The sequence below is a fragment of the Streptomyces sp. NBC_00045 genome, from assembly GCF_045041095.1.
In the GTDB taxonomy this organism is placed as follows: Bacteria; Actinomycetota; Actinomycetes; order Streptomycetales; family Streptomycetaceae; genus Streptomyces.
The window spans coordinates 4,903,467-4,916,405 of record NZ_CP108271.1 but is presented as its reverse complement, the minus strand read 5'-3'; the positions used below and the strand labels follow the sequence as shown (position 1 = coordinate 4,916,405).

Here is a 12,939-nt window from a genome sequence, read left to right as displayed (position 1 = left end):
TCGTCCACGAGTTGTACGGGGAGCAACCAAGCATGCGCGAAGCGGGGTGTGACACAAAACGCACCCGCGGCGCTGAGAGGGGTACGGGCTTGTCGCACGAGCCCGTACGGACGGCGACCGGGGCCTCTCCTGTGGGGGGTGGCGGCCTCGGTCGTCTTCCGCCTCCCCCTCCCGGCGCGTTCGCGCCGCTCCCGGCGCTGCCGCCGTCATCCTTTCGGCTCACTTCCGGGTGAAAACCTCTGATTGGGTACGACACACCCCGCCCGCCGTCGCTAGCGTGGCGGTACACCCGCGTCACGCCCCGAGGAGCCCCCCGCTGTCCAGCCACCTTCCGGCACAGGCCCGCGGCTCCTGCGATCCTTCCCCCGGTTCCGGACTGGCGCTGTTCAACGCCCTGTCCCCCGAAGCCGCCGAGGCCGTCCTGCTGCACTGCTGCGGGAGCCGGCGCTGGGCGCAGCGGGTGGCCACCCACCGGCCCTACCCGGACCCGGGCGTGCTGCTGGCCGCCGCCGACGAAGCCTCGTACGACCTCTCCCAGACGGATCTGAGCGAGGCGCTGGCCTCGGAGTTCCCGGTGGAGCTGAACCACGGGGCCCCGTACGCCGCGCTCCTGGCGCTGGATGCCGCCCATGCGGAGTACGAGCGCAAATTCGGCCACGCCTTCGTGATCTGTCTGGACGGGCATCCTCCGGACGAGCAGGCGGACCAGCTGCTGGCCGCGATCCGGCGCCGGATGGAGCTGGAGGCGGACGAGGAACGGTCGATCTCGGCGGACGAGCTGCGCCGCCTCGCACAGGTGCGGCTCGCCGACCTGACACATTGGCTGACCTCGCCGGATGGGGCGTCTGCCGCTGATTCCGGGCTATTCGCCCCTGTGGGATAGCCCGTCCGTGCCTGTTTGATCACACCACTGGACCCGGCGCGAGGGAACCGACAAAGCGTCGCTACGATGTCCGGGGCCGGAGGACCGTACCCGGCCGGGCCCGACCGACAAAGAAGCCGGCTGGCCCCCGCCCCGCTTCCGGAGGGTTTTCCGTGCCGGCTGGAACGTTGTACCGCGGCCGGGAAGGAATGTGGTCCTGGGTGGCTCATCGAGTCACCGGCGTCCTCATCTTCTTCTTCCTGTTCGTACACGTCCTCGACACCGCTCTCGTCCGCGTCTCCCCCGAGGCGTACGACGATGTCGTGGCTACCTACAAGACTCCGATCGTCGCGCTGATGGAGTACGGCCTCGTGGCCGCCATCCTGTTCCACGCGCTCAACGGTCTCCGTGTGATCGCCGTGGACTTCTGGTCCAAGGGTCCCCGTCTCCAGAAGCAGATGCTCTGGAGCGTGGTGATCGTCTGGATCGTCCTGATGGGCGGGGCGCTGTACCCCGTCCTCGGCCACGCAGCTGCTGAACTGTTCGGGAAGTGACACGCATGTCTTCTGACACTTCTTCCGCCCAGGCCATCGGCGACGTCGAGGGCGTGAGCCTCTACGACGTCGAGAACCCGGCGCCGTACATCGAGGCCCCGCGCAAGCGCACGGGCAAGACGCCGCGCTCGACCCGCGGCAACTTCGAGATGGCCGCCTGGCTCTTCATGCGCCTCTCGGGCATCGTCCTCGTCGTCCTCGTCATCGGGCACCTCGTCATCCAGCTGGTGCTGGACGGCGGCGTCTCCAAGGTCGGTTTCGCCTTCGTGGCCGGCCGCTGGGCGTCCCCGTTCTGGCAGGTCTGGGACCTGCTGATGCTGTGGCTCGCCATGCTGCACGGCGCCAACGGCCTGCGTACCGTCATCAACGACTACGCGGAGCGCGCCAACACACGGCTGTGGCTGAAGGGCCTGCTCTACACCGCCACGGTGTTCACCATCCTTCTGGGCACGCTGGTGATCTTCACCTTCGACCCGAACATCCGCTAGGCAACGGGGCTGAGGCGAAACAATGAAGATCCACAAGTACGACACCGTCATCGTCGGTGCAGGTGGCGCCGGCATGCGCGCCGCCATCGAGTCGACGAAGCGCAGCCGCACCGCGGTGCTGACGAAGCTCTACCCCACCCGCTCCCACACGGGCGCCGCGCAGGGCGGCATGGCCGCCGCGCTGGCGAACGTGGAGGAGGACAACTGGGAGTGGCACACCTTCGACACGGTCAAGGGCGGTGACTACCTGGTCGACCAGGACGCCGCCGAGATCCTGGCGAAGGAGGCCATCGACGCTGTCCTCGACCTGGAGAAGATGGGCCTGCCGTTCAACCGCACCCCGGACGGCACCATCGACCAGCGCCGCTTCGGCGGCCACTCGCGCAACCACGGCGAGGCCCCGGTGCGCCGGTCCTGCTACGCCGCGGACCGCACGGGCCACATGATCCTCCAGACGCTGTACCAGAACTGCGTCAAGGAGGGCGTGGAGTTCTTCAACGAGTTCTACGTCCTGGACCAGCTGCTCGTCGAGGAAGACGGCGTCAAGAAGTCGGCCGGTGTGGTCGCGTACGAGCTCGCCACCGGCGAGATCCACGTGTTCCAGGCCAAGGCCGTCATCTACGCCTCCGGCGGCACCGGCAAGTTCTTCAAGGTGACCTCCAACGCGCACACCCTGACGGGTGACGGCCAGGCGGCCTGCTACCGCCGCGGCCTGCCGCTGGAGGACATGGAGTTCTTCCAGTTCCACCCGACGGGCATCTGGCGCATGGGCATCCTGCTCACGGAGGGCGCCCGCGGTGAGGGCGGCATCCTCCGCAACAAGGACGGCGAGCGCTTCATGGAGAAGTACGCGCCGGTCATGAAGGACCTCGCGTCCCGTGACGTCGTCTCGCGCTCCATCTACACCGAGATCCGTGAGGGCCGCGGCTGCGGTCCGGCCGGTGACCACGTGTACCTGGACCTGACGCACCTGCCGCCGGAGCAGCTCGACGCGAAGCTCCCGGACATCACCGAGTTCGCGCGCACGTACCTGGGCATCGAGCCGTACACGGACCCGATCCCGATCCAGCCCACCGCGCACTACGCCATGGGCGGCATCCCGACGAACGTCGAGGGTGAGGTCCTGTCGGACAACACCACCGTCGTCCCGGGCCTGTACGCGGCCGGCGAGGTCGCCTGCGTCTCCGTGCACGGCGCCAACCGCCTCGGCACGAACTCGCTGCTGGACATCAACGTCTTCGGCAAGCGCTCCGGCATCGCCGCGGCGAAGTACTCGCAGGAGAACGACTACGTCGAGCTCCCCGAGAACCCGGCGCAGCAGGTCATCGACCTCGTCGAGCACCTTCGCAACTCCACGGGCAAGGAGCGGGTCGCCGACCTGCGCCTGGAGCTCCAGGAGACGATGGACGCCTGCGTGATGGTGTTCCGTACGGAGCAGACCATCAAGACCGCGGTCGAGAAGATCGCGGAGCTGCGCGAGCGCTACAAGAACGTGTCCGTCCAGGACAAGGGCAAGCGCTTCAACACGGACCTGCTGGAGGCCATCGAGCTGGGCAACCTGCTCGACCTGGCCGAGGTCATGGCCGTGTCCGCGCTGGCGCGCAAGGAGTCCCGCGGCGGTCACTACCGCGAGGACTACCCGAACCGCGACGACGTCAACTTCATGCGCCACACCATGGCGTACCGCGAGGTCGGAGCCGACGGCTCGGACTCGGTCCGGCTCGACTACAAGCCGGTCGTGACGACCCGCTACCAGCCGATGGAGCGTAAGTACTGATGGCTACCCCCACCCTCGACAAGATGGAAGAGGCGGCCGCGGCCTCCCCGTACATCACGGTCACGTTCCGGATCCGCCGCTACAACCCCGAGATCTCGGACGAGGCGCAGTGGCAGGACTTCCAGATCGAGATCGACCCGAAGGAGCGCGTGCTCGACGGTCTCCACAAGATCAAGTGGGAGCTCGACGGCACGCTGACGTTCCGCCGGTCGTGCGCGCACGGCATCTGCGGCTCCGACGCGATGCGGATCAACGGCAAGAACAGGCTCGCCTGCAAGACGCTGATCAAGGACATCAACCCGGAGAAGCCGATCACCGTCGAGGCCATCAAGGGCCTCACGGTGATGAAGGACCTCGTCGTCGACATGGAGCCCTTCTTCCAGGCGTACCGCGACGTCATGCCGTTCCTGGTCACCAAGGGCAACGAGCCGACGCGTGAGCGTCTGCAGACCGCCGAGGACCGCGAGCGTTTCGACGACACCACCAAGTGCATCCTGTGCGCCGCGTGCACGTCCTCGTGCCCGGTGTTCTGGAACGACGGCCAGTACTTCGGCCCGGCGGCGATCGTCAACGCCCACCGCTTCATCTTCGACTCGCGCGACGAGGCCGGCGAGCAGCGGCTGGAGATCCTGAACGACAAGGACGGCGTGTGGCGCTGCCGCACGACCTTCAACTGCACCGACGCCTGCCCCCGCGGCATCGAGGTCACGAAGGCGATCCAGGAAGTCAAGCGCGCCCTGATCACGCGCCGCTTCTGATCGCCTGCGATCGCTTCCGATCGTTCGCAGTCGGTCGTACGAGGCCCCGCACCCGGATCCCACATCCGGGTGCGGGGCCTCGCCTGTACTCGGGGTCGGGCGTCTGCGCGTACGAGTTCGTCGAAGCGGCTTCCTGACGGGGGTACGGGCGAGTGGCCGACTGTGGAAAGATCGGCCGTATGAGTGAGCAGCAGCCGAATCCGTACGCGAGTCACAACGGGCCCCAGGGACAGCCGGGTTACGGCTACCCGCAGCCCGGTCCGGCCGGTTACGGCTACCCGCAGCAGGGCTACCCGGCTGCCCCGGCGCACCAACCGACCGTCGGCGGCGCGGGCATCCCGTCCCCGGCCCAGCCGCCGATGATGCCCCCTGCGTTCCCCGCCGCCCCGCAGGCCGCCGGCGGCTCCGGCCTGGCCCTCGGCGACATCACCATCGCCGGGGACCAGATCATCACCCCGTCGGGCCCGATGCCGCTCAGGGGCGCGATGTGGAACGCCACGGATTTCTCGCGCACCGAGACGAAGATCCCGACGCACGCGGTCGTGCTCGCGATCGTCTTCTTCCTGTTCTGCCTGCTGGGCCTGCTCTTCCTCCTCATGAAGGAGAAGACCACCACCGGCTACATCCAGGTCACGGTCACCAGCGGCGGCCGCCACCACTCCACGATGATCCCGGCGGTCGACGCCAGCACCTTCCCCTGGGTGATGAACCAGATCAACTACGCCCGCTCCCTCAGCATCTGATCCACGGCTCCGCCACGGTCATGACCACGGCGGAGCCGTCGGTAGGATCTGCCGGATGGCGACCCACCTCATACCCACCCTGCGACGCGAGGCCGCTCCCGAGCCCGTTCCCGCTGCCGGGAAGCGTCCTCGGCTGGCGGCCTTGGACGGGTTGCGGCTGATCGCCGCTTTGATGGTGGTCTTCCATCACTACGTGGGTTTCGGGGGCAATGCCGAGGCGGCCAAGAACGCCTGGACGAAGCCGGTGGACGTGGTCTTCCCCACAGCCTCCTGGCTGGCCTCGTACACCTGGACCGGAGTCGAGTTCTTCTTCGTCATCAGTGGCTTCGTCATCTGCATGAGCAGCTGGGGACGCAGCCTCGGTGACTTCTTCACCTCGCGGGTGGTGCGGCTCTACCCGGCGTACTGGTTCGGCGTCCTGGCCACGACCGCGGTGGTCACCCTCTGGCCGGTGGTCGTGCAGCCGGTCGGCATGAAGGACGTGCTCCTCAACCTCACCATGCTGCAGGAGCCGTTCCGGGTCGGTTCGGTGGACGCCGTGTACTGGACGCTCTGGGTGGAGCTGCGCTTCTACCTCCTGTTCGCCCTGGTGGTGTGGAAGGGCGTCACCTACCGGCGGGTGGTCCTCTTCTGCGCGCTGTGGACGGTGGCCTCGGTCCTGGTCACCGCCGGCCGTTTCCCCTTCGCCGACTACCTCGTCATGCCGGAGTACTCGCCCTACTTCATCGCCGGTGTCGCGATGTACCTGATGCACCGATTCCGGCCGACCGTGCTGCTGTGGGGCATCGTCGCGATCTCCTGGCTGTTCTCCGTCCGCCAGGTCGCCCTGTACAACGACACCCTTGCCGTCAGCCTCGGCCGGACCCTGGACTCGAAGCCGGCGATCGCCCTGATGACCCTCGGCTACCTTGTGATGCTCGCCCTCGCGCTCGGCCGGCTGGACTGGGTACGGGGCAAGTGGCTGACCGTCGCCGGCGCGACCACCTACCCGCTCTACCTCCTCCACGAGCACATCGGCTGGACCGGCATCAGACTGCTCCGCCACCACCTGTCGCCGTGGGCGCTGGTCGCCGTGATGACGGTGGGCATGCTCATCGCCGCCTGGCTGGTCCACCGCCTCGTCGAACGTCCGCTCGCCAAGGTCTTGAAGCGCGGCCTCACCGGGGCCCTCGACACCGCGCGCACCCACTCCGCCGGCGGCCCCTCCCCCCGGTGACGGACCGGGCCGGCTACGCGGTCGTCGTGGGGGCGTCGGGGACGTCGGAGGCGTCGGCCGCCTCGCCCCTGCCCCAGTGGCCGCTGTACGCGATGGCGGCCTTGAGCAGCGCAGTGGCGAGCTCCGGGGCGTTCTGTTCGTCCAGGGCACGGTGGGCGGCGTCGGCGTAGGCGATGGTCTTGCTCCTGCTCGCGGCCATGTCAGCCACCCACCCGGCCGTCGCCCCGACCGTCGTCCGGGCCGCCCGCTGTCGTCACGTCGACGAAGGTCACCGTTCCCATGACCAGGAGCGTAAGGGCCCCGCCGACAACGGCCGGCAGCCGGGCGCCGCACGTCCGGGGAGCGCTGGGGGCGGCCCTAGTTGCCGGCCGCCGGTAGCCCGCAGCCCCGGGAGTCCGCAGCGCAGGAGCGGGTCACTGCTGGCAGCGGCCGAACGTCACCACGTAGGTGCCGGCCTGGCTCGCCCCGGCTCCGGCGCGATCCGCCGCGCCCGGCTGGGCCCAGGCGCCGATCTCGCGCAGCGACGGGTCCAGGACGATCTGGCGGTGGCCGTACGTGCTCACGTTCACCCACCAGTTGACGGCGGCCTTCGGGGTCCCCGAGCCGCCCCAGCCCGTGTACGTGATCTCGGCGACGGCCCACGACCTGGGGTTCGGGCAGTAGCCCGCGGCCTTGATGCGGCTCTCCGGGGTCGAACCGGTCTGCGGGTTGCGGTGCGGGTCCTTGCCCGGTCCCCACCACTTCAGCTGCACGGCGGCGGCGGAGTGCTGCTGCGCCGCCGTCGTCAGGGCCTGGTTCACGGTGAGGGCGGGCAGGCCGCGCTGCGTGCGCTGGGCGTTGATGAGGCAGATCAGCGCATTGCGTGCGGCGGTGTCATTGCTGCTGGTCGGGGCCCGGGCCGCGGCCGCGGCGTCGCAGGTGACGGCCGTTGCCGGCGCCGCCGCGACGGGTACGAGCGCGGTCGACAGGGCTGCGGCCACGGCGAGGCCCAGAGCGGTTCGGGTGAGCGAAGCGTGCCCGTTCAAGGAGTTCCACCTCCCGCGAACACGAACAGTGGTTTCCGGCGGTGGCGGGGCCGGGCGGGGAAAGGTTTCGGCGCGTGGCCCTGCCTGCGCGCGGCTTCTCCTCCAGGCTGCCACCGGGCCCGCCGGCCCGCCATCCGGGCGCGGGCCCGCGTGCCGGCGCCCGGCACGCCGCGTCGACAGCGGCTCCTGCCCGCGGGACCATTCCCCCGTGACGAGGCTCTCCAAGACCACGTATCCGGACCGGAGTTCACTTCACCTCGGACGACGGACCTTCCTCACCGCCGCGGGAACCGCCGCAGCCACCTTCGCCACCGGCGTTCCCGCCCACGCCACCGCCCACGCCCGCGACGCCGCCTCGGCCGTCGAATACGTCGACGTCCAGCTGCTCAACATCACCGACCTGCACGGCTATCTCCAGGCCGCCCCCGGCAGCAACGCCACCATCACCGGCAACGGCGGCCGGACCTACACCGTCGGCGGCGTCGCCTACATGGCCGCCCACCTCGCCGGGCTGCGCGCCGGCCGCCTCAACTCGCTGTTCTTCACCCCCGGAGACGCCTTCTCCGGCTGGGAGTTCGACGCCGCCGCGTTCGCCGACGAGCCCACCGTCGAAGCCCTGAACCGCATGGGCCTCGACTTCGCGACCGCCGGGAACCACGAGTTCGACAAGTCCCCCGCCATGCTGCAACGACACATGGAGCAGGGGGTCCCGTTCCCCGTCGAGGGCCGCGACGCCACCTTCACGGACTCCTCCGGCGCCCGCTTCCACGGCTCCGACTTCCGGTACTACAGCGCCAACGTCGTCCGGTCCGCGGACCAGAGCAACGTCCTGCCCGCGTACAGCATCGAGAAGGTCCGCACCGCCGCCGGCCAGGAACTGCAGATCGGCTTCATCCACCTCACCGCGCTCGGCACCGAACTCTTCCCCGGCTCCTACCAGCCGGGCCTCGCCACCCTCGACGAGGTCGCCACCGCCGACCGGTACGCGGCCCTGCTCAAGGCCCAGGGGGTCAACGCGATCGTCCTCAGCATGCACGACGGGGCGGTCGCGGGCGCCGACTTCAACAGCGGTACCGACCCCTCCGGCCCGGCCCTCGACCTGGCGCTGCGGGTCTCCCCCGACATCGACGCCATCGTCACCGGCCACTGGCACACCCGGTTCAACATGATGGTCCCGGACCCCCACGGCGTCCCCCGGCCCTTCGTCGAGGCCGGCTGCTACGGCCAGCTCATCAACGAGATCAACCTCCGCCTCGACCCCACCACCGGCAAGGTGGTCCGCGAGCTGACCGTCTCCACCAACCACCCCAACACCCGTGACGTGACCCCCGATCCGGCCCTCAAGGAGGTCGTGGACTACTGGGCGGGCCAGGCCGCGGCGCGCGACACGACCCGGATCGGCAAGCAGACCGGCTCGTTCCTGCGGACGCGCAACACCGCGGGCGAGAGCACCATGGGCGACCTGGTCGCCGACTGGGCGCTGTGGGCGGGCCGCCGCCCGACCGATCCCGAGAACGACGCCAACATCCACCCCAACGTCCCGGCCCAGCTGGCCGTGGTGGCCGCGGCTCCCCGGGTCGGCCAGGCCATCATCGCCGGCGACCTGGTCCGCGACCCGGCGTCCGGCGGCGCCGTCACCTTCGGGCGCGCCTGGCGGGCCGTCGGTTTCGGCGACCCGATCGTCAGCGCGACGGTGACCGGGCAGCAGATCCACGACGCGCTGGAGCAGCAGTGGACGATCGCGGCGAGCGGCGAGCTGCTCTTCGCTCCGCTGGCCGTCTCCAAGAACGTCCGCTACACCTTCGACACCCTGGGCGAGGCGGGTGACCGCGTGAACCCGGCGGACGTGTTCATCGACGGCACCCCGCTCAGCCTCACCGGTACCTACCGCCTCGCGTCCCCCTCGTACACCTTCCTGGCGAACGACGGGTACGGGGCACTGAGCGGCTTCGAGGCGCCGTACCGCCACCAGCGCGACTTCGAGAGCTTCGTCGCGTACGTCCGCGAGACGGCGACGCTCACGCCGGCCCCGCTCAGCCGTGTCACCGCCGCGAACACGACCCGCCGCGGCGCGGACGTCGGCATCGTCCTGGAACCCGGCCCCCTCCTCCTGCCCGACGGCGCCCCCATGCCGCGCGCCGAGGCGGCGATCGTCTCGGCGGACCGCCCGCACGCGGATCGCGACGACTTCAGGCCGCCCTGCTGACGCGCCCGCCCCGCCTCCCGGTAGCCGCCGGCACGAAGGCTTGAACCTGTTCAAAAAGAGGTCTACAGTCAGTCCTGCCAACAAGTTGAACACGTTCAAGGGGGGCGAGGGCATGGACCTCACCGTCGTCGCATACGTCATCTACCTGCTCATCAGCATCGGCCTGACCGTCTGGGTGGCCCGTACCCTCAGCCGCAACGGGCGGATCTTCATCGCCGACGTCCTGCACGGGAACGAGAAGCTCGCGGACGCCGTCAACCACCTCCTGGTGGTCGGCTTCTACCTCGTGAACATCGGGTTCGTGACCCTGTACCTGCGCTCGGACGACGAGATCGTCTCGGCCCGCGAGCTCTTCGAGGCCCTGTCGGTCAAGCTCGGCGTCGTCCTGCTGGTCCTCGGCGTCATGCACCTCGGGAACGTCTGGGTGCTGAACAAGATGCGCCGCCGCGGGATCATGGAGCGCCAGCAGACCCCGCCGGTCGCACCGAACGCGTGGACCGCTCCGGCCGGGGCCTGACCGATGACGGCGCGAACGCCGGCCATCCGGCGCCTGACCGTGTTGTACGACGCCGACTGCCCGCTCTGCGTCCACATCCGGCACTGGCTCCTCGGGCAGCGCCAGCTGGTACCGCTGCGGCTGCTGCCGGCCGGGTCCCAGGAGGCGCAGCAGCGCTACCCGCAGCTCGACCATGCGGCAACGCTCCGCGAGATCACCGTCATCGGGGACACGGGGCAGGTGTGGACCGGCACCGACGCCTTCATCGTGTGCCTGTGGGCGCTGATGGAGCACCGACCGAAGGCGAACTGGCTCGCCACGACGGCGGGCCGGCCCTTCGCCCGGGCCGCCATGTACACGGCCTCCGCGTGGCGGCAGGCGGTACGCACGGAGGGCGGGCCGGCGGGGGAACCGGAGCCGGAGGCACCGGCCTGTGACGACCACTGCGCCGCACCCCGATAGGGTCGTACACCGTGACTGATCAGAAGGCTCCCAAGAGCGAGCAGACCCGCACGCTCATCCTCGAAACCGCACTCCGTCTCTTCCAGGAGCGCGGTTTCGACAAGACGACCATGCGGGCCATCGCCAAGGAGGCAGGGGTCTCGGTCGGCAACGCCTACTACTACTTCGAGTCGAAGGAACACCTCGTCCAGGGGTTCTACGACCGGATCGGCGCCGCGCACCAAGCGGCGGTCCGGCCCATCCTGGACAGCGAGACCGATCTGCAGAAGCGGCTCGCGGGCGTGCTGACGAGCTGGCTCGACATCGCGGCTCCGTACCACGAGTTCGCCTCGCAGTTCTTCAAGAACGCGGCGGACCCGGAGAGCCCGCTCAGCCCCTTCTCCCCCGAATCGGAACCCGCCCGCCGGGCTGCGATCGACATGCACCGCGAGGTGCTGGCCGGCGCGAAGACGAAGGTCCCGGACGAACTGGCCGACGTACTGCCGGAGCTGATGTGGCTCTCGCAGATGGGGCTCGTCCTGTACTGGGTCTTCGACCGGTCCCCGAACAGCGAGAAGACGCGGCGGCTCGCGGAGCGCGGCGCGCAGCTGACGACGCGGGGCATCGTCCTGGCCCGGTTCCGGGTGCTGCGGCCGCTGGTGGGCGAGGTCCACGGGCTGTTCGCGGACTTCCTGCCGGGGATGGCGCAGACGGTGGCGTCGAAGAAGAGGCGGGCCTCCGCCCCGGACCCCGACCCGGCGTGACGGCCGGGGCCCCCGGCCGTCACCGGGCCGCGGTCACAACCAGTTGAGCTCCCACAGACGCCACACCCCGGTGCCGTCGGAGAGGTACTGGGCTCCGGAGACGGCCTCGCGGGACATCACGTAGTCCTTCTTCTGCCAGATGGGCAGCAGCGGGATCTGCTGGGACACCAGCTTCTGGAGGTCGCGGAAGTCGCCGGAGGCCCGGGCCCGGTCCGAGAAGGACTGGGTACGGGTGATCAGCTCGTCGACGGCCTTGTCGGAGAAGCCGTTGTTCATGCTGGAGTCGGCACCGACGAGCGGGGCGAGGAAGTTGTCCGCGTCCGGGAAGTCGGCGATCCAGCCGATGGTGTAGGCGTCGAACTCGCCCGCCGCGTAGGCCTTCTGGAAGTCGGCCCACTTGTCCACGGCCTTGACCTTGACCTGGAAGAGCCCGGTGGCCCGGAGCTGCTTCGCGATCTCGTCGGCCTCCGCGACGTTCGGACCGCGCGTGTTCACGCCGAGGGTCAGGGAGACCGGGGCGGTGATCCCGGCGTCCTTGAGGAGCTTGCGCGCGGCGGCGCCGTTGGGCGACGGGTAGCTGTCGAAGAACGGCGTGCCGTGGGCGGCGACACCGGCCGGGACGAGGGAGTAGAGCGGGGTCACCGTACCCTTGTGGATCTCCCCGGCGACCTTGGAGCGGTCGATGACGGCGGCCGCGGCCTGGCGTACGGCGAGCGGGGCCGCGGTCGAACCCGGCCGGACGTTGAAGACCACGCTGCGGGTCTCGGTGCCGCCGGAGGCCTGGTACCGGGTGTCCTTGAGGCCCGGGTTGAGCCCGGCGAGCACTTCCGGCGGCATGTCGCGGTGGGCGACCTCGACCTGGTGGTCCTGCCAGGCCTGGTTGAGCTGGGCGGAGTCCTTGTAGTACCGGACGGTGACGGCCGTCTTGGCGGGCTTGGACTGGCCCAGGTAGGCCGGGTTGGGCTTGAGCTCGGCACTGGCACCGGCCTGGTACGCGCCGAGGGCGAATGGGCCGGAGCCGTCGGCCTTGCCGTCCTCGCGCAGCGCCTTCGCCGGGTACTTCTCCTTGTCGACGATCGAGGCGGCGCCCGTCGCGATCTTGAAGGGGAAGGTGGCGTCCGGGGCGGAGAGGTTGAAGGTGACGCTGCGGCCCTCGGCCTTGACCGACTGCAGGGTGTTGAACAGCGGCGCCGGGCCCTGGTCGGAGTTGATCGCCTTGATGCGTTCGAAGGAGTGCTTGACGTCCTCGGCCGTCACCGCGCGCCCGCTCGCGAACTTCAGGTCGGGGCGCAGGTCGCACTGGTACGTGGTGAGCTCCTGGCCGATGAACTTGCAGGCGGAGGCCGCGTCCGGGACGGGGGTGTCGGAGCCGGACCTGATGGTCAGCAGCGACTGGTAGATGTTGCTGAACAGGGCCCAGGAGCCGGCGTCGTAGGCCCCGGCGGGGTCGAGCGAGGAGACGACGTCGCTCGTCCCGACCCGCAGGGCGGTCCCGCTGCCGCGGCCCTCCTCGGGCAGCAGCTGCCAGGCGCCGACGCCGGCCACGCCGATCACCAGTCCCGCCGCGATGACCTTCGAGCGGACAGACTTCATCCTTGACCCCACCCCA

General features: G+C 69.8%; 14 protein-coding genes. 11 read left to right on the top strand and 3 right to left on the bottom strand.

The window, feature by feature from the left end; translation table 11 throughout:
• Nucleotides 1-277 precede the first annotated feature (277 nt).
• The 7 genes from OHA65_RS23160 to OHA65_RS23130 all read left to right on the top strand — a co-directional run bounded on the left by OHA65_RS23160 (nt 278) and on the right by OHA65_RS23130 (nt 6,398).
• Nucleotides 278-883, top strand: coding sequence for a 2-oxo-4-hydroxy-4-carboxy-5-ureidoimidazoline decarboxylase (locus OHA65_RS23160; protein WP_327285034.1), 606 nt, complete (start codon nt 278-280; stop codon nt 881-883).
• Between the two features lie 152 nt (nt 884-1,035).
• On the top strand, nt 1,036-1,416 hold the full coding sequence (gene sdhC / locus OHA65_RS23155) for a succinate dehydrogenase, cytochrome b556 subunit (RefSeq protein WP_327285033.1): 381 nt from the start codon (nt 1,036-1,038) through the stop codon (nt 1,414-1,416).
• 5 nt (nt 1,417-1,421) lie between these two features.
• On the top strand, nt 1,422-1,904 hold the full coding sequence (locus OHA65_RS23150; RefSeq protein WP_327285032.1) for a succinate dehydrogenase hydrophobic membrane anchor subunit: 483 nt from the start codon (nt 1,422-1,424) through the stop codon (nt 1,902-1,904).
• A 22-nt stretch (nt 1,905-1,926) separates the two neighbouring features.
• Nucleotides 1,927-3,681 carry a succinate dehydrogenase flavoprotein subunit gene (sdhA, locus tag OHA65_RS23145; RefSeq protein WP_327285031.1) on the top strand — a complete coding sequence of 585 codons (1,755 nt, stop codon included), beginning with the start codon at nt 1,927-1,929 and terminating at the stop codon, nt 3,679-3,681.
• On the top strand, nt 3,681-4,439 hold the full coding sequence (locus OHA65_RS23140; protein ID WP_327285030.1) for a succinate dehydrogenase iron-sulfur subunit: 759 nt from the start codon (nt 3,681-3,683) through the stop codon (nt 4,437-4,439). Before sdhA ends, OHA65_RS23140 begins: the two co-directional genes overlap by 1 nt.
• A gap of 179 nt (nt 4,440-4,618) precedes the next feature.
• Entirely contained in the window at nt 4,619-5,182 is a 564-nt protein-coding gene (locus OHA65_RS23135; RefSeq protein WP_327285029.1) for a hypothetical protein, read from the top strand.
• Between the two features lie 55 nt (nt 5,183-5,237).
• A complete protein-coding gene (locus OHA65_RS23130) occupies nt 5,238-6,398 on the top strand; it encodes an acyltransferase (protein ID WP_327285028.1) in 1,161 nt (386 codons plus the stop codon).
• Nucleotides 6,399-6,411: 13 nt separating this feature from the next.
• Here OHA65_RS23130 and OHA65_RS23125 read toward each other — a convergent pair whose 3' ends face one another.
• A complete protein-coding gene (locus OHA65_RS23125) occupies nt 6,412-6,597 on the bottom strand; it encodes a hypothetical protein (protein ID WP_327285027.1) in 186 nt (61 codons plus the stop codon).
• A gap of 214 nt (nt 6,598-6,811) precedes the next feature.
• Nucleotides 6,812-7,423: a CAP domain-containing protein gene (locus OHA65_RS23120; protein ID WP_327285026.1), complete on the bottom strand. Its 612-nt coding sequence runs from the start codon at nt 7,421-7,423 to the stop codon at nt 6,812-6,814.
• A gap of 208 nt (nt 7,424-7,631) precedes the next feature.
• Between OHA65_RS23120 and OHA65_RS23115 the strand changes: the two genes are divergently transcribed.
• The 4 genes from OHA65_RS23115 (at nt 7,632) to OHA65_RS23100 (ending at nt 11,330) form a co-directional block, all read left to right on the top strand.
• On the top strand, nt 7,632-9,629 hold the full coding sequence (locus tag OHA65_RS23115) for a bifunctional metallophosphatase/5'-nucleotidase (RefSeq protein ID WP_405762365.1): 1,998 nt from the start codon (nt 7,632-7,634) through the stop codon (nt 9,627-9,629).
• A gap of 112 nt (nt 9,630-9,741) precedes the next feature.
• Nucleotides 9,742-10,146 (top strand): hypothetical protein, encoded by a 405-nt coding sequence (locus OHA65_RS23110; RefSeq protein WP_327285024.1) that lies wholly within the window; start codon nt 9,742-9,744, stop codon nt 10,144-10,146.
• Between the two features lie 3 nt (nt 10,147-10,149).
• Nucleotides 10,150-10,587 carry a DCC1-like thiol-disulfide oxidoreductase family protein gene (locus OHA65_RS23105; protein ID WP_327285023.1) on the top strand — a complete coding sequence of 146 codons (438 nt, stop codon included), beginning with the start codon at nt 10,150-10,152 and terminating at the stop codon, nt 10,585-10,587.
• Between the two features lie 11 nt (nt 10,588-10,598).
• The gene (locus tag OHA65_RS23100) at nt 10,599-11,330 is read left to right on the top strand and encodes a TetR family transcriptional regulator (RefSeq protein WP_327285022.1); all 732 of its coding nucleotides are present in this window, start codon (nt 10,599-10,601) and stop codon (nt 11,328-11,330) included.
• 33 nt (nt 11,331-11,363) lie between these two features.
• On the opposite strand, the gene OHA65_RS23095 is transcribed toward OHA65_RS23100, so the two are convergent.
• Nucleotides 11,364-12,923, bottom strand: a complete 1,560-nt coding sequence (locus OHA65_RS23095) for an ABC transporter substrate-binding protein (protein WP_327285021.1) — start codon at nt 12,921-12,923, stop codon at nt 11,364-11,366.
• Nucleotides 12,924-12,939 lie beyond the last annotated feature (16 nt).